Source organism: Halorubrum sodomense (assembly GCF_900111935.1).
In the GTDB taxonomy this organism is placed as follows: domain Archaea; phylum Halobacteriota; class Halobacteria; order Halobacteriales; family Haloferacaceae; genus Halorubrum; species Halorubrum sodomense.
On the sequence record NZ_FOYN01000003.1, the window covers coordinates 510,210 to 526,773 of the forward strand.

Annotated in this window: 14 protein-coding genes and 2 pseudogenes; 10 read left to right on the forward strand and 6 right to left on the reverse strand. The window is 65.7% G+C overall.

All coding sequences use genetic code 11. The features are described 5' to 3' along the window. Nucleotides 1–35 precede the first annotated feature (35 nt). Both BM286_RS11925 and BM286_RS11930 read right to left on the reverse strand, forming a co-directional pair. Nucleotides 36–1,208 carry an FG-GAP repeat domain-containing protein gene (locus tag BM286_RS11925; RefSeq protein ID WP_092922523.1) on the reverse strand — a complete coding sequence of 391 codons (1,173 nt, stop codon included), beginning with the start codon at nucleotides 1,206–1,208 and terminating at the stop codon, nucleotides 36–38. Nucleotides 1,209–1,268: 60 nt separating this feature from the next. Continuing rightward, nucleotides 1,269–2,774 carry a lipopolysaccharide biosynthesis protein gene (locus BM286_RS11930; RefSeq protein WP_167603399.1) on the reverse strand — a complete coding sequence of 502 codons (1,506 nt, stop codon included), beginning with the start codon at nucleotides 2,772–2,774 and terminating at the stop codon, nucleotides 1,269–1,271. A gap of 179 nt (nucleotides 2,775–2,953) precedes the next feature. On the opposite strand from BM286_RS11930, the gene BM286_RS11935 reads away from it, so the two are divergent. Beyond that, nucleotides 2,954–3,964, forward strand: a complete 1,011-nt coding sequence (locus BM286_RS11935) for a glycosyltransferase family 2 protein (protein WP_092922526.1) — start codon at nucleotides 2,954–2,956, stop codon at nucleotides 3,962–3,964. Between the two features lie 9 nt (nucleotides 3,965–3,973). On the opposite strand, the gene glmS is transcribed toward BM286_RS11935, so the two are convergent. Beyond that, nucleotides 3,974–5,788, reverse strand: a complete 1,815-nt coding sequence (glmS, locus tag BM286_RS11940; RefSeq protein WP_092922529.1) for a glutamine--fructose-6-phosphate transaminase (isomerizing) — start codon at nucleotides 5,786–5,788, stop codon at nucleotides 3,974–3,976. 563 nt (nucleotides 5,789–6,351) lie between these two features. Between glmS and BM286_RS11945 the strand changes: the two genes are divergently transcribed. The 5 genes from BM286_RS11945 (at nucleotide 6,352) to BM286_RS15660 (ending at nucleotide 9,238) form a co-directional block, all read left to right on the forward strand. After that, nucleotides 6,352–6,951 carry a DUF7344 domain-containing protein gene (locus BM286_RS11945; RefSeq protein ID WP_092922531.1) on the forward strand — a complete coding sequence of 200 codons (600 nt, stop codon included), beginning with the start codon at nucleotides 6,352–6,354 and terminating at the stop codon, nucleotides 6,949–6,951. 187 nt (nucleotides 6,952–7,138) lie between these two features. Further along, the gene (locus BM286_RS11950) at nucleotides 7,139–7,693 is read left to right on the forward strand and encodes a DUF7344 domain-containing protein (protein WP_092923261.1); all 555 of its coding nucleotides are present in this window, start codon (nucleotides 7,139–7,141) and stop codon (nucleotides 7,691–7,693) included. Nucleotides 7,694–7,889: 196 nt separating this feature from the next. Further along, nucleotides 7,890–8,153, forward strand: a complete 264-nt coding sequence (locus tag BM286_RS11955; RefSeq protein WP_167603401.1) for a HalOD1 output domain-containing protein — start codon at nucleotides 7,890–7,892, stop codon at nucleotides 8,151–8,153. Nucleotides 8,154–8,580: 427 nt separating this feature from the next. Then, entirely contained in the window at nucleotides 8,581–8,892 is a 312-nt protein-coding gene (locus BM286_RS11965; protein WP_092922537.1) for a HalOD1 output domain-containing protein, read from the forward strand. A 169-nt stretch (nucleotides 8,893–9,061) separates the two neighbouring features. Next, complete coding sequence (locus BM286_RS15660; protein WP_158293491.1) at nucleotides 9,062–9,238, forward strand: DUF7511 domain-containing protein; 177 nt, start codon at nucleotides 9,062–9,064, stop codon at nucleotides 9,236–9,238. A gap of 392 nt (nucleotides 9,239–9,630) precedes the next feature. On the opposite strand, the gene BM286_RS11970 is transcribed toward BM286_RS15660, so the two are convergent. Together BM286_RS11970 and BM286_RS11975 are read right to left on the reverse strand one after the other, a co-directional pair. Beyond that, on the reverse strand, nucleotides 9,631–9,867 hold the full coding sequence (locus tag BM286_RS11970; protein WP_158293490.1) for a HalOD1 output domain-containing protein: 237 nt from the start codon (nucleotides 9,865–9,867) through the stop codon (nucleotides 9,631–9,633). 360 nt (nucleotides 9,868–10,227) lie between these two features. Then, nucleotides 10,228–10,740: pseudogene (locus tag BM286_RS11975) on the reverse strand (TrmB family transcriptional regulator); the annotation flags it as partial. A gap of 277 nt (nucleotides 10,741–11,017) precedes the next feature. Between BM286_RS11975 and BM286_RS11980 the strand changes: the two are divergent. From BM286_RS11980 to ilvD, 3 genes and pseudogenes are all read left to right on the forward strand, one after another. Then, nucleotides 11,018–12,268 (forward strand): annotated as a pseudogene (locus BM286_RS11980) (RNA-guided endonuclease InsQ/TnpB family protein). Nucleotides 12,269–12,367: 99 nt separating this feature from the next. Next, nucleotides 12,368–13,168, forward strand: coding sequence for a TrmB family transcriptional regulator (locus tag BM286_RS11985; protein ID WP_092922540.1), 801 nt, complete (start codon nucleotides 12,368–12,370; stop codon nucleotides 13,166–13,168). 193 nt (nucleotides 13,169–13,361) lie between these two features. After that, nucleotides 13,362–15,152, forward strand: coding sequence for a dihydroxy-acid dehydratase (gene ilvD / locus BM286_RS11990; protein ID WP_092922543.1), 1,791 nt, complete (start codon nucleotides 13,362–13,364; stop codon nucleotides 15,150–15,152). A 160-nt stretch (nucleotides 15,153–15,312) separates the two neighbouring features. Here ilvD and BM286_RS11995 read toward each other — a convergent pair whose 3' ends face one another. Next, nucleotides 15,313–15,885, reverse strand: a complete 573-nt coding sequence (locus BM286_RS11995; RefSeq protein ID WP_092922546.1) for an NYN domain-containing protein — start codon at nucleotides 15,883–15,885, stop codon at nucleotides 15,313–15,315. A 210-nt stretch (nucleotides 15,886–16,095) separates the two neighbouring features. On the opposite strand from BM286_RS11995, the gene BM286_RS12000 reads away from it, so the two are divergent. Continuing rightward, nucleotides 16,096–16,350, forward strand: coding sequence for a hypothetical protein (locus BM286_RS12000; RefSeq protein WP_092922549.1), 255 nt, complete (start codon nucleotides 16,096–16,098; stop codon nucleotides 16,348–16,350). Nucleotides 16,351–16,564: the final 214 nt, after the last annotated feature.

Here is a 16,564-nt window from a genome sequence, read left to right on the forward strand (position 1 = left end):
CCCCGTCGCCGGAGTTCCGATCGATCCGCGCTGCGTCACCGGTCGCCGCCCCCCTCGTTGTGCCAGATGTCCACGTGGTGGTCCGGCGTGTAGGACTTCCCGACCACGTCCGGGAGGCCTGTCCCCGAGACGTCGACCGCCTTCGCCTCGTGGGTCTCGGCCCCCTCCGCGACGACGGTCCGCTCGAACCGACCGTCCCCCTCGTTCGTGAACAGGTAGTGGCGCGGAGTCTCGTTCTCGCCGAGGCTCATCTCCGCCGCGTACACGTCGAGCCGCCCGTTCCCGTCGAAGTCCGCGAGCTGGAGGGTATGCGGACAGAACAGGTCCTCGCCGATGACGGTCTCCGCCCAGCCGTCGGCCTGCCGATCGAACAACCCTACTCGACCGGGGTGGGTGCCGTAGGTGGGGGAGTCGCCCTCCGCCAGCACGACCTCGTGTTCGCCGTCGCCGTCGACGTCACCGACCGCGACGCGGACGTCATCCCAGCCGGTGACGATCGGCTCGCGGTCCCACTCGTGGGTCCCCTCGCGGCGCCGATAGATGCCCGTGCCGACGACGAGTTCGGTCCGACCGTCCCCGTCGACATCGCCGATCCACACGCCCTCGGCGTCGCTGTCGCCGTCCACGACGTGACAGTTCTCGTCGGGCCACGGCCCGCCGGTCGGGCCGTCGGGGATGTCGTAGTAGAACACCACCCCCGACCGCTGTGACAGCCCGACCACCTCGGGCTCGCCGTCGTCGTCCACGTCGCCGAAGGCGAGGTCGTGGTACTTCTCGAATCGCTCGGTCACCAGGTGCGGCTCCCACCGCGACCGCGGGTCCGGGGGTTGTTCGAACCAGTATACCCCGTTATAATGAATGCCCTGTCCGGCGAGGACGTCGACCCGGCCGTCGCCGTCGACGTCGCCGAGCGCGCAGCCGACCCCCAGCTGGGGAACGTCGGCGATCGCGTGTCGCTCCCACCCGGGGTTCTCGTACCAGAACAGTGTCGGCCCGGCGAGCCCCGCCACCTGCTTGATCCCCTCTAGGCTCGGCAGTCGGGTGCGGCCGCCGCCCACGAACAGCTTCGTCTCCGGGCCGGCCCCGCCGACGATGACGTCCGGGCGACCGTTGCCGGTGAGGTCGGTCGTCAGACAGATTCCGAGCTTCGTCGTCGGGGGAGCGGGGTCGATGACCTCGTGGCGAAAGCGAAGTCGCCGTGTCTGCATGGGTCCACACTAGGCGGTAGTCGGCTTTGTTATCAACCGCCTACGATGCGGGCTCGACGGTCAGATCGCGCCGGCGAAGTTCCGGAGCGTCTCCCGTAGCCCCCAGTTCAGTTGCGTCTCGAACACCAAGACGGCGGTCCCGTACACCGCGCCCCCGGCCGCGACGAGGACGAGCAGCTCGAGGAACACCCACGGGAGCGACAGCGTCGCCTGTAACCAGAGGACGACGCCACCCATGAGGAGGCTCGCGACGGCCGGGTACGACACCTCTCGGAGCAGCCGACCGAGGCTCGTCTCCACCGACTTGATCACCAGGTACACGTCGATCGGCATCACCGGGAACACGTAGACGCCGAGGACGGCCGCGGCGGCGCCGACGATGCCGAACTCGCGGGTGACGGGGACGATGATCAGCGCGGTCACCACGAGCCGGAAGGCGCCGAGTTTTACCATGTAGTCTGGGCGCCCCAGGGCCTTCCACACCGGGGAGTACGTCGACCCGAGCGCGATGAGGAGCCCGTACACCGCGACCAGTTGCATCACCGGCACCATCGGCAGCCAGTCGGTGCCGAAGACTGCCTTGACGAAGGTCGGAGCCACCACCGCGATGCCGACCGAGGCGGGAAACGCGATCACTATCGTCACCTGGAGGGTTTGGTAAAACGCCGACCGGAGGGCGGGGATGTCGTCCTGGAGCTTCGAGTACGCCGGGAAGGCGACGCTCGAGATGATCTGCGAGATCTCCGTCGCCGGCGCCTTGGCGAACTGGTAGGCGACCTGATACAGCCCGAGCGACGCGGCCGACAGCAGCCAGCCGATGACCGCGTCGTCGCCCTGATTGATGAGGAAGTAGACGCTCTCGGAGCCGGTGATCCACTTCCCGAACCCGAAGAGGTCGCGGGCGATCTCGACGTCGAAGTCCGGCCACGGACGGTAGCCGTGGACGGCGTACGACGCCAGCATGCGGGCGGCGTCGGAGGCGACGTAGCCGAGCACGAGCGCCCAGACGCTCTGGGTCGCGAGCGCGACGGAGAGCGCGACGGCGAAGTTCGTCACCGATCCGCTCATCGTGTAGACGAACTGCTTGTGGAACTCGAGGTTCTTCTTGAAGTAGACGATACCGGGGTTTCGCAGCCCGAGGAGCAGCGGCGTGAGCGCGATGACCCGGAGGACCGGAGTGGCGCGCGGTTCCCCGAAGAATCCGGCGACCAGCGGGGCGATGAGCGCGAGGATCCCGGCCAGCAGGAGGCCGCGGAGGATCTCGATGCTCCAGTAGGTGTTGAGGTAGTCGTCGACGTTGCCTGACGCATTCTGGATGAGCGCCTGGTCGAATCCGATGTTGGAGAAGCGCTTGAACGCCGTCAGCGTCAGCAGGGCGATACCGAGCAGCCCGAAGTCGGCCGGCGTGAGCATCCGGGCGAGGATCGCGATCATCAGCAGTTGGAGGCCGCGGTCGAGGATATTGGTGATCGTGGCCCAGATACCGCTTTTCACCGTCTGTTCGGTGAGATCGCCGCCCGGCGTCAGGCGGACGAGGAGTCGACGAACCGACGAGAGAGCGGACATTGTGCGGTGTTCCGTCTCGAAAAACCCTCGTTTCGGGCATTGTTATGTACGCGTTACCGTCCCGTCGCGCCGGGGCTACCCGCGTCACGCCCGACCGCCGCGCGGTCACGGGGGGCTCGACGCGAGCACCCCCGGTAACGACCGTCCTAACAATACCGCTGCCGGGGCACGTCCACCCAATGGAGACACGGGACCGACCGCTAGTGAGCGCGGTCGTGATAACCCGCGATCGACCGGCGAAGCTCGCTGACGCGCTCGCCAGCGTCCGGGCCCAGACGTACCCGAACCTCGAACTCGTCGTCGTCGACGGCTCCGACGAGCCGGTCGAGTCGCTCGTGCGCCGCCGCGCCGGGGACCGCCCGGTGACGTACCGCCGCGACGACGGCGAGGGCCCGGGGGCCGCCCGGAACATCGGGATCCGGGCCGCGAGCGGGGAGTACGTCGCGTTCCTCGACGACGACGACAGGTGGCTCCCCGAAAAGGCCGAGCGCCAGGTGGCGGCGTTCGAACCCGGCGTCGCCGTCGTCTACACGGGCCAGTTCGCCGTGCGGGACGGCGAGCGCGTCGGCGGACGCTCTCCCTCGCTGTCCGGCGACGTCACCGAGGCGCTCCTCCGCGGGGTCCCGTGCGCCCCGACGTCGACGGTCATGGTGCGGCGGGCGACGATAGACGACGCCGGGGCGTTCGACGAGGGGCTCCCGATCTGGGAGGACCGCGAGTGGTACGTCAGGCTCTCGGAGCACGGGGAGTTCAGACCGGTCCCCGAAAAACTGGTCCAGCGCGGGATCGGGGAGTACGACCAGCTCACCGACGACTTCGAGGCCGCTCGAGACGTCGCCTATCCGCGGTTCCTCGACGCGCACCGGGAGCGGGCCGCGGAGTACGGCGCCGGCTGCGAGCGGATGCTCGTCGCGTCGCTCTCGCGGAAACTCGGTGCGACCGCGATGGAGAACGGGCTTTACGGGGAGGCGCGCCGCTGGCTGGCGCGCTCGCTGCGTCACGAGCCGGGACGGCGACGGACGTGGGTCTACCTGCTGGTGTCGCTCGGCGGAGCCCCGGCTTGGCGGGGCGTGCGACGCCTCCGACGGACCTATCGGTCGCTCACGAGCCGTGGGACGACGACGCAGTCCCCGGATTCGTGCGGTACTCGCGGCGATCCTGACCGGACGCAAGAGGACGGGCGGGACTGACCGCGCGGCTCAGACCGTGACGCTCTTTGCGAGGTTGCGCGGCTTATCGATGGCCCGCCCCCGCTGTTTCGCGGCGTGATACGCGACGAGTTGGAGCTGGACGTTGGCGAGCACGCCGGCGAGCTCCGGATGGGTCGACGGGACCGACAGGACGTGGTCGACGGTCTCCGCGAGGTCGGAGGTCTCGCCGCCCGCCACCGCGACGACCGGGCCGCCGCGCGCACGTATCTCCTTGACGTTACCGAGCGTCTCCGTGTCGTCCGTCCCGCCGTTGAACACCGCGAACACCGGCGTCTCCTCGGTGACGAGCGCGAGCGGCCCGTGTTTCAGCTCCGCGGCGGTGAACCCCTCGGCGTGCTCGTAGGTGATCTCCTTGAACTTCAGCGCCCCCTCCAGCGCGACCGCGTGTCCCGGGCCGCGTCCGATAAAGAAGTACGACTCCGAGTCGGCGAACGCGTCGGCGATCCGCTCCGCCGCGCCGCTCTCGACGACCCGGCGGACCTGATCCGGTAGTCGCGTCAGCGCGGAGAGGAACGCCGCCGCGTCCGGCGACGGGTCGCCGACGGCGTCCCGGCGGATCCGCTCGGCGAGCAGCGACAGCGTCGCGACCTGTGCGGAGAACGACTTCGTCGCGGCGACGCCGATCTCCGGTCCGGCACGGACCAATAGCGTGTCGTCGCACTCCCTCGTCAGCGACGAGCCGACGACGTTCGTCGCCACCATCGTCCGCTCCGCGCTGGCCGCCCTGACGGCCGCGATCGTGTCCGCGGTCTCGCCGCTCTGTGAGATCGCTATCACGAGCGTCCCGTCCTCCTCGGGCGGCGTTGACCCCGCGTACTCGGAGGACATGAACGCGCGTGCGGGAACCCCCCGGCGTGCGAGCAGCGATTCCGCGTACATCGCCGCGTGATACGAGGTCCCCATCGCGACCAGGTGAACCCGGTCGATCCCGTCGAAGCTGCCGGGCAGGAACCCATCGAGGTCGACCTCCTCGCCGCCCGAGTCGGTCCGACCGCTGACCGATCGGCCGAGGGCGGTCGGCTGCTCGTTGATCTCTTTGAGCATGTAGTGGTCGTATCCGCCCTTCCCGGTGTCTTGCGGGTCCCAGTCGACGGTCTCGGTCGCGCGGTGGACGCGCTCGCCGCGCTCGTCGGTGACGGTGAAGCCGGACGGCGTGACCCGGACGACGTCGCCGTCCTCGAGGTACGCCACACGGTCGGTGAACTCCAGGAACGCCGGCACGTCGCTCGCGAGGTACTGCGTCGAATCGCTCGCGCCGACCACCAGCGGTGAGTCGTTTCGAGCCGCGTACACCGCCTCCCTGCCGCCGATGACCGCGGCGACGGCGTAGCTCCCCTCGATCCGATCGATGGCCGCGCGGAACGCCGCCGCCGGGGCCGCCCCGTCCGCGAGCGCCGACTCGATCAGGTGCGGGATTACCTCGGTGTCGGTGTCGCTCTCGAAGGCGTGTCCCGCGTGAGAGAGCTCGCGACGGAGCCGTTGGTAGTTCTCGATGATCCCGTTGTGAACGACGGCGACGCGCCCCGAGCAGTCCGTGTGCGGGTGTGCGTTCGCGTCGGTCGGCGGTCCGTGGGTGCTCCACCGCGTGTGACCGATCCCGAGGGACCCGCTCGGGGGGTCCGCCGCGAGCGCGTTCCGGAGGTCGTCGATGCCGCCCGCCTGCTTGCGGACGTCCACGTCGCGGTCGGTCTGAACGGCGAGGCCGGCCGAGTCGTAGCCGCGGTACTCGAGGTTTTCCAGCCCGACGAGCAGTTCGTCGACCGCGTCGTCGGCCGCTCCGATCCGAGCCACGATGCCGCACATTACGCGACCACCCCGTCGACCGCGTCGCCGTCCGCGCGGCGAGGCGCGCGGCGGCGGCGCACACCGGTCGTGATCGCTTTGGGGCCGATTTGCATACCCACCGCATGCCGAGAGGAATACTTTGTTATGGACCGGATTTTGCCGCCGTTCACCGGTAAGTGACGGATAGCAAGCGGAAGCCTCGCCCTTACGCGAGGGAGTCAATGATACGCTCGGTCGGCGTTTCACTGTTCCTCTCGCCTGTTGCCGGTCGCCGTCTCGCTTTCTATGCCACCGAACTCTCGGTACTCGTGGGGGAGAGCGACGACGAAACTTGTCGTGCGAAGAACACGATATTTCTCCCGTATACGGCCGCGACGATACTGTTTACTCAATTATTCAGTACAGAAATGCTTCGTGAAGATGTGATAGAGTTAAGTGGATTACATGAGTAGCGGCAACATGACCCGCTATACCCTGTTCGACCCGTGAAATGATATAATACCGAAACTCCCCACGATAACGATGTACGACAACGTAACGAGAACAGACGACGTTGCGACAGATCAAAACGGTGGTGTACGATGAGTGCCGACTCAGAAGCGAAAACGCGGGACGCGGCCCAGGCCGATCGGGAGTTCTCGGGACCGGAAACCGATGCTTCGAGTACTGAGCCGGAGAATATCGAGCGAGCAGAGATCGGCTTCGATCAGCTGTTCGAGATCCTGAAAAACAAGCGGCGCCGACGGGTGATACGGTACCTGCTGGAAGGCAAGAACGAGGAGGCGACGTTGGACGAGCTGGCCGAGGCCATCGCCGCGCGCGAGACGGGCAAGGACATCAAACAGATCTCCTCGCAGGAACGCAAGCGCGTGTACGTCGGACTGTATCAGTGTCACCTGCCGAAGATGGACGACTACGGCGCGATCTCGTACAACAAGCCGCGCGGCCGGATCGAGACCGCAGAACACACGGACCTGTTCGAACGCTACCTCTCAGTCGACGACGATGTCGATGGTTCCGGGTGGACGCGGTACCACTCGACGCTGTCGCTCGTCGCCGGCGCCTTCCTCGTCGTTCCCGTCGTCGTCGGGGCGTTCATATCGAACGCGGCGCTTCAGGTGGTGACCGCTCTCCTCGTCGGAGCGCTCGTCGGCGTGTCGGCGTACCGGTACTTCGAGTGACGCGGCACGGGCAGCGCTCCGGTTTCGCGGCCGGTTCAGCGACTTTTGGGCGAGAAGTGAAAGTGACGCGAATATGGGTTAAAAGCGTCCTAAGTCCGGATAAGCCAGACCATAACTATGTCCCGTTTGCGAAAGGAACGAGCATGGAAAGAGACGGGACCGACGAACAGGACCGGTGCTCCTGACGATGAGTTCCGCTGACACCGAGCCGTTGACGCCCGACGGTGTCTTCGAGCTACTGAGCAACCACCGGCGCCGAATGGTGTTGTACTACCTCCGGACGAAGGGCGGATCGGTCGACGTCCAGGAGCTCGCCACGGAGATAGCGGCGATGGAAAACGATGTCTCGGCCGACGAACTGACCAGCCAGCAGCGGAAGCGCGTCTACGTGTCCCTGTATCAGACCCATCTCCCGAAGATGGCGGAGATGAACACCATCGAGTACGACAAAGACAGCGGGACCGTTCGGCTCGCAGACCGGGCGGACGACATCGACGAGTACCTCACGACGGACGACCAACCGACGTACCCGTGGCGATTCCACTACTTCCTCCTCACGGTCGGCGGGGCGACGGCGCTGTCGCTCACGGTGCTGAGTGTTCCCGGCTTCGGCGCCGTCCCCCTGCCGGTGGTAGGCGCAGCCGTACTCCTCGTGTTCACCCTCTCGGTCGCGTGGCAGTACTGGCAGGCGCAGAACCGCACGGAGCCGGTTCCCGTCGAACTGCGTCAGTACGACCAGTAAGCGGTCGTTCTCGGCGTCTCGTGTGCGGTCGTTCTCGGCGTCGGAAAGCCGCACGCGCCCGCTCCCGCTCGCGACGCCGGTAACTTTCAGCTCGCGTACATGTAAGAGTAACACACGAACGGCGCGGTTCGAGTAAGCACGAGGGGGGCAGAATATGTACTTTATTATTAATTATCTGGGGTGTGAACGCGTATCCATGAGTAGTGCTCACGAGGAAATCTGTGTGACCGTGAGCGAGACCGTCTCCGAGGCGCGCGACGAACCCGTCGACGCGCTCCCGCCGCTCTCGGACGCGATCGACACCGACGGGCTCGACGCGATAGTGACGGGAGATTCCTCACACGACGTAACGGTCGCGTTCTCGTACGCCGGGATGGCCGTGTTCGTCTACGCCGACTCCACCGTCTACGTTCGTCCGGAACGCCCCCGCGAGGACAGTGTACCGGGCGCACACGTGTGAGCCCAGTGAACACGCTACCGCTGTGACTACGACGAAATCACGCAGACGTGTCCACTCCGAAACGCGTGGAACACACCGACGTGTCGGCTACTAAAGCGGTCGACGCCTACGAGAGGGACGAACGGTCGACCACGAGAGCGTCGTGGGGGTCGTCGCGGCCCTCGTAAGCGACGGTCCGACCTCGTTCGGCCCGCTGTACGCCCGAATCGACCCAGACGCGCCGGAGGCCACCCTCCGGTCGGACGGGAGCGAGCGAGGCCTCCTCGAACAGGGTGCGGCACGGTCTCAATAACCGTGCGCAGAGGTGCGATCGCATCGTCCCGGTCGCCGGGCCGTCCCGGAAAAACGTCGAAAACGTCGCTGTTCGGCCTTTACCGTTGTAATCCACAAGAGTTAGTAGTGCCTTCGTCCTATCGATAGTAACTGAATGAAGGAAGCGAATCAAAATATTTCCAATCACGTAGCTAAGGAGACCCCGGAGGTCCGGGCGACGTACGACTGGGACTCAACGCCGCCGAGCACCGGCGTGGTCGAAGTGGTATCAAGCGCGACAGGCCGCGAGCCGCTGGCGCTTCCGCAGCTCTACGGCGCCATCGACTCGGACGCACTGGACACGCTGTTTCGTTCGAGCACCGTCGAGACGTCTCTCACCTTCGCGTTCGCCGACTGCGAGGTAACCGTCACGGGCGACGGTGAGGTCGTCGCGAAGCTGGATTCCGATCTCGACTCGGGCCGGTAGCTCCGCGATTTCGCAGAGCGCCGTCGCCCCGCCGGGGCGAGTTCGACAAGCGCGTCGGACGCGGTGCGTCCGTCTCCGCACAGTCCGTTTCTGCTAGCGGCCGGTCCGGACCGCGGCCGCGTAGGTCGCTCATAACAATCCCGTTCGCTGCGGTGTCCCCTCATATCCGATGGACACGGACTCACCGACCCCGCGATACGAGGCGTACGAGGCGGCCGTCGTCAGCGACCACGGGGGGTCGACCGAATGTACGATATTCCCGAGGGACGCCGACGACGACCGCCGAACGACCGCGTGGATCACCGCCCGCGAGGAGGCCTACTGCTCGGCGGCCTCAATGCGGTGACCACGTGCTCGGGACCTCGCGCCGACCGCTTCGCCCCCGTCTCGCCTTCCGAAGCCACTTTTCCTTACAACGTCCGAAGGAGCCGACCGCCGATCGGACCGGACACAGAACACGGGTTCGACCGAAGGGCGGCTGAGCCGGCCTTTCGTCCGCTTCAACAGGTGTATCCGGGGCACGCCCGGGATCGGGTCGAGTAATATCCGATTACCGTCGGGAACGACCTAATTACTCAAGTTACCCGAGCTTAACGGCCGTGTATGGAAAGTTCCATCACAGAGGCCGACAAGCAGCGAATCGAGACGTTCGTGTCGACCCCGAAGTACAAACGCGATCCCGAGATGCTCGTCCCCGACGACGAGTAACGTCGTCGTTCGGCAGTCGTCGAACGGCGTTCAGCGGGCCTCTCGGACCGTTTCGCCGTCGACGAGGATCCGTCCGGTCCCCGTGACCTCGACGACGTGGTCCGGCGTCTCGAACTGGAGGCGCCACGAGTCGCTGTCGTGGCTCGCGAGGTTGCGGACCGCGTCGGTGGAGACGTGATTCTCCAGGGAGACGTCGAGCTCCTCCGGGTCCACCGATTTGACGTCAGCGAGGGCTCTCGCTATCTTTTCGGTGAGGTCAGCTGTCACGTTCGATCATTTCAATGTTCATAATCAAAAGTTTGTCCATCTTTCGCGTCGTCGATCGCACGCGGCGAGTCGGAACGAAATAGTGACTCGATTAATCAGAAATCTAATTTCCGTGACCACGTCGACAGTTGAGTCCCGTTCCCGGCGAGAGGCGCGGGAACATGTGACAGTCGTTTCGACGCCGCCCTCGGTCTCGTCGCGGCCGGACCGCGACCGGGCCGAGGACGCGATCCGGTATCGATCGGATCGACGCGTCGAGGCGGTGTCGGACGCGCCCCCCGCGGAGGACGCCGGATCGCCCCCGAAACGCAGCGCAGGGGTCGGCGGTCAGTCCGCGTCCTCGCTCTCTAACCGCCGGTTGATCGAGACGCCGCGCGCCGCGGCATCGCTCAGCCCGTCGATCAGTTCGTCGTTGAGGAGGTCCTCGACGGTCATGTAGACGATCTCCTCGTCCACGTCCGCGAAGAACTCGAGGGTCCGCTCCGAGACGGCCCGCTGTCCGTCGACCGTCCAGACGCCCCGTTGTTCGGTTCCTCGGTCGGCGGGTTCGAGCTCGCTCAGCGCGGTCCGGAGGACGTCGACCCGGTGTCGGAGCTCGTGTTCGAGCGTCCGACTCGTGGTCTCGGCCGAGATCGCACGAAACCGTTTCGGCGACGATTGAAGGACATCGACGAGTCCCCTGTCGCGGAGCTCGTCTATCGCGTCGTACACTCGCGTCCGCGGGACCGCCGACACGCGACTCACGTCTCTGGCCGTTCCCGACTCCAGTGCGGAGAGCGCGACGAACGTCCGCGCGGCGTACTCCGTCAGACCGAACTCCGTGAGCTGCTCGACGGCTGTGGACCGCGGGTCTGCGATTGGCTCGTCGGTCATGGACATTGGTGAGTTCCGAACGGCCGGCCACCTCGAAACGAGGTGACCGCACCGGGCACGCAGCAGTTCGCGTGGTTGGGACACTCGAGTTAGCTGCGTGCGAGTACAGCAGCGGTTCCCAGACAGTTATTCTTTCTGTGATTAACTGAGTCACCAGAAGTGAGGCGAGAATGCCCCTTCCTCAAGGAGCGACCAACGGGAGCGAGTAGGGAGGGGATGAATCGCCGCACACCAGTACAAACCATTAACACAACATATCGATAATCAATAGACAGCGATGGAATACAGTCACCGCTACCATGCCTACCCGACACAACAGGTAGCGGCTGAACTAGACTACCATATCGACATTCATCGCCAAGCGTACAACTACACCCTGTACGAGTACGAGAACGTGGACGCCGACGACATCGGCTCTGCGTACAAGCACCACTCCCGACTCCCCGACTGGAAAGATGAGTTCCCCGTTTTCTCGGAAGTCAACTCGAAGGCTCTACAACGAACCGTCACTCGGTTCTACCAGAATCTCACTGGACTCTCCGAGCAGAAGCAAAACGGACGCAAGGTCGGGAAGCTCAACTGGAAGTCTCCGAGAGAGTTCCAGAGTATGACGTATTCGCAGTCTGGCTTCGAACTCAAAAACACGAGTGGCAGACGCGCGACGCTCTAGCTCTCCAAAATCGGAGATATCAAACTCCGCTACCACCGCGAGATCCCTGACGAAGCAGCTATCAAAGAAGTCACAGTGAAAAAAGAGACGACCGGTGACTGGTTCATCTCTTTCGGGCTGGAAACCGACGAGGGTGACCTGCCTGAGAAACCCGACGTGGACTCGCTCAACGCGGACAATAGCGTCGGCGTTGACCTCGGCATCCTCAACTATATCCACACGTCGGACGGGACGACTGTGGACTGGATCGACCTCGAAGACGAATACGAGCGTCTGTACCGTGAACAACGCAAACTCTCACGGAAAGAACACGGGTCAAACAACTACGAAAACCAGCGCCAAGCGGTTGCGAAGGTCAAACGCCACATCCGTCAGAAGGTGCTGGACTACCAGCACAAGCTCACGATATGGCTCGTCACAGAGTACGATGCGGTGTTCGTGGAAGACCTGAACGTCGCTGAGATGCTTCAAGGCGATGGGAACGCGCGGAACAAGCAGGCTGCGGCGTGGCGACAGTTCATCACTCTTCTGGAATACAAAGGTGAGCTGTACGGGACACACGTCGTACAAGTCGAAGCAGCGGGAACGACGAAAGAGTGTGCGACGTGTGGTGTGGAGACAGCGAAACCCATCTGGGTCAGAGAGCACTCGTGTCCGAGTTGTGGGTTTGAGTGTAACCGTGACGCGAACGCGGCGATGAACATCTTACAGAGAGGCTTTGCTGAACTAGGGCTGGGATGGCCCGAATCAACGCCTGTGGAGACTGTGCTCCCTACGGACACCACTCGCGTGTCTGCAAAGCGCGTCGTCGAAACAGGACGCCCCACCCTCAACGAAGCCACGCCTGTGGCTGAGTAGGGTGGGGTAGTTCACCGTCACCTCAAAAGTAACAATACCTATCTGTCCTGAGGGAGAATCCACAGGCGAATTCCGGGGGGACCCGGAAGGTTGGGACACATGAACACATCAAACAACGGGGAGGAAGCGATTGACATCCTCCAGCAACTCGGATTAAAAGAGTACGAGGCCCGATGCTTCGTCGGATTAGCTCGGCTTGACACCGGCACGGCGAAGAAGCTCAGCGAGATCACGGAGGTCCCTCGGACCCGGGTGTACGACGCGATACGGGTTCTGGAGGCGCAGGGGCTGGTCGAAGTCCAACACTCGAGCCCGCAGCGGTTCCGGGCGGTTCCGCTGGACGAGGCGACCGAGACGCTTCGCGACCAGTACGAGGAGCGCGTGGGGCGGCTCCAGAGCGCACTCGACGCCGTCGACATCGTGGGCGACGACGAGGAGTCCCCGACACAGGAGATCTGGGCCATGTCCGGTCGGGACGCGATCGAGAACAGGACGAACCGGCTCATCGGCGCGGCGAAAGAAGAGGTCGTCCTCGTCGTCGCCGACGAGACGCTCCTCACCGACGATCTCACCGAGACGCTCAACGGCGTCGACGACGACATCGACCTGGTCATCGGAGCCCTCTCTGAGCCGCTTCGAGAAGAGTTAGAATCGGCCGTTCCGCGCGCAACGACCTTCGTTTCCGGGCTTGAGTGGTTACAGGATCGAGACGTGCCGGCAGACGAGACGGGGATCGGGCGGCTCCTCTTGATCGACCGCTCGACGATCCTCGTGAGTTCGATCATCCCCGACAACAAAGCGGAACAGGCGATCTTCGGCGAGGGGTTCGGGAACGGTCTCGTCGTGATCGCCCGGCGACTCATGGCTCAGGGGCTGATCCCCGCTCGCGACCCGCAGTAGCGGTCTGACCCGCCGACGGTGTGGCGTCCGCGTCGCGAGGGGACTGTGTCACCGAAAATGGCCGACAGCGACTGTACACGGACGACGTCCGGCCTCCGACGCGAACGCCGACGACGGGCCGAACCCGTTCGTCCCGCCGAGCAACCCTCGCCCCGACGCGGCGGTTTAAGAGTCCCGAGCGACAGGGGCGAGTATGAGCGAACAGCAGCCGCGATCCGACGACGACGAGCGTCGTCGGCGACGGGAGGACTCGGACCGATTCGCCGGCGAGAAAGACGGAGACCTGCGGAGCCGAGACGTGACCGAGGGACCGGACAAGGCGCCACACCGGGCGATGTTCCGCGCGATGGGGTTCGACGACGAGGACCTCTCCTCCCCCATCGTCGGCGTGCCGAACCCGGCCGCCGACATCACGCCGTGTAACGTCCACCTCGACGACGTGGCGGACGCCGCGCTCGACGGCATCGACGCCGCGGGCGGGATGCCGATCGAGTTCGGAACGATCACCATCTCCGACGCCATCTCGATGGGGACCGAGGGGATGAAGGCGAGCCTGATCTCGCGAGAAGTGATCGCGGACTCCGTCGAGCTCGTCTCCTTCGGCGAGCGCATGGACGCGCTCGTGACGGTCGCCGGCTGCGACAAGAACCTCCCAGGCATGATGATGGCCGCGATCCGGACGGACCTGCCGAGCGTCTTCCTCTACGGCGGATCGATCATGCCCGGGCAGCACGACGGCCGCGACGTGACGATCGTCCAGGTGTTCGAGGGCGTCGGCACCTACGCGCAGGGCGACATGGACGCCGAGGAGCTCGACGATCTGGAGCGTAACGCCTGCCCGGGCGCGGGCTCGTGCGGCGGGATGTTCACCGCGAACACGATGGCGTCGCTCTCGGAGGCGCTCGGGCTGGCGCCGCTCGGCTCGGCCTCGCCGCCCGCCGAGGACGAGGCGCGCTACGCGGTCGCCGAGCGGGCGGGCGAGCTCGCGATGGACTGCATCGAGAACGACCGTCGGCCCTCCGACATCCTCTCGCGAGAGTCGTTCGAGAACGCGATCGCGGCCCAGACCGCGATGGGCGGCTCGACGAACGCGGTCCTCCACCTGCTCGCGCTCGCGGGCGAGGCCGACGTGGACCTCTCGATCGAGGACTTCGACGAGATCTCCGAGCGCACGCCGAAGATCGCGAACCTCCAGCCGGGCGGGAGCCGCGTGATGAACGACCTCCACGAGGTCGGTGGCGTGCCGGTCGTCCTCCGCCGCCTGCTCGAGGCCGACCTGCTCCACGGCGACGCGATGACCGTGACCGGTCGGACGCTCGCCGAGGAGATCGCGGCGCTGGAGGAGCGCGGCGAGCTCCCGGACGACGACGAGATCGAGGCCGACTTCCTCTACAGCGTCGACGACCCGAAGGAGGCGGAGGGCGCGATCAAGATACTCGACGGCAACCTCGCGCCCGACGGCTCGGTGCTGAAGGTGACCGGCGACGACGAGTTCTACCACGAGGGGCCCGCGCGCGTGTTCGAGAACGAAGAGGACGCGATGGAGTACGTCCAGTCCGGCGGCATCGAGTCCGGCGACGTGATAGTCATCCGCAACGAGGGGCCTCGCGGCGGCCCCGGGATGCGCGAGATGCTCGGCGTCACCGCCGCGGTCGTCGGCGCGGGCCACGAGGACGACGTGGCGCTGCTCACCGACGGCCGCTTCTCGGGCGGCACCCGCGGCCCGATGATCGGTCACGTCGCGCCCGAGGCCGCGGTCGGCGGCCCGATCGGGCTCATCGAGGACGGCGACCACGTCACCGTCGACATCCCCGAACGCGACCTGACGGTGGACCTCTCCGAGGCGGAACTCGACGAGCGCCGCGAGGCGTGGGACGCGCCCGAACCCCCGTACGAGGGCGGTATCCTGGCGAAGTACGGCCGGGACTTCGCCTCCGCGGCGGACGGGGCAGTGACGAACCCGCGGCTCACGCGGGAGTTATAAACGGGACGGGCGGATACTCCGTGGATCTAAATACGCGGTGACGAGCTGGGGGGTGAGGCTGCGGTGCGGTTGCGGCCGGGTGGGACGCAAAGGGGTTCCGGAGGCGTTCGCCGCAGAAGATCGTTCGTTCGTCACTCGCCGCTGCCGACGTTCTCGACCGCTATCGCGTCGAGGCCGATTCGCTCTCCGCCTCATCTTCGTCGCTCACGGACTCGCCCCTCGTATCGCCGTCGAGCGTCACGGAGCCGTTAGCGGCGTTCCGCAACGCGTCCGACCGGCCGAACTCGCCGGGCGCGATGGCGAGCGTCCGGATCCCGTAGCCGTTCGCCGTCTCGACGACCGGCTTGAAGTCCGTGTCGCGGGAGGCGATCGCGAGCGTCTCCATCCGGCCCTCGGCCGCGAACCGCGCGGCGTCGACCGCGAGCTTCACGTCCACGTCGCCGCTCGTCATCACGACCTCGAAACCGCGGGCCTCCGCGGCCTGGATCAGCCCCGGCGTCGCGTGCTCGTCGAGATAGAGCCGGGCGGTCACCAGCGGCCCCTCCGCCTCGGCGGCCCGACGCACGTCATCTAAGTCGACGTCGAACTCCTCGCGCAACACGTTCGGGCCGTCGACGAACAGCGCAACGCCGCCGGCGTCCGCGTCCGTCACGCCGTCCGGTCCGACCTCGCCGTCCGCGCTCGTCTCGCCGTCGGCCGTCGCCGCGCCCTCCGGCCCGTCGCCTCGGTCCATGGCCGGCCTTCGCCGTCGCGGGAGATAGGGATGGTGATTCCCTCGCGGCCCCTTCGACCCGTCTTCGATGCGCAGTCCGTCCACTAATCACCCGTATTCCTGCCGATTGTTCTGAAAATTTAACACCTTATATCGATATTACGACCTGACTCACGTCTGTAGTGGGTATACGCAGAATTGAAGTAAGGTGTTCAATAATAACGGAGTAAGATGTCACAATCGAACGCGTACACCGTTACTTCCGCACAGAACGATCATGATTGTACCACAGTACGTGCCCATCCGCGCAACGAGACGTTCCACGTCGTCGAGTACGCCGACGAGGACGCCCGCGAGCGCGTTGCGGACCTGCCGGTGGGCTCGGTCGTGAAGATGGAGCTGTCGCGCGCCGGCCGTCGGAGCAACGTCTGGTGCGCCGAGTCGGTCACGACCGCACGGACCGACGGCGGGACGAGCGGGGAGTAGAGCGAGCGGTTCTCGACACGGTATTCCGGGGCGTTCGATCTCTTCTATTGTGAAGAATCGCCCGCACCGTCGGATCGACGGGTGCCGGCACCGAAGCCCGCCTCACGGCTGCCCTTTGCGTCCCGCCCCGCACAGCACCTCACGCCTCACACCTCCCCAGCCTCGCGGCTCACGCTCCGCGGCCGCGCCGCTCGCGTTCGCCGCGTCCCTCGCG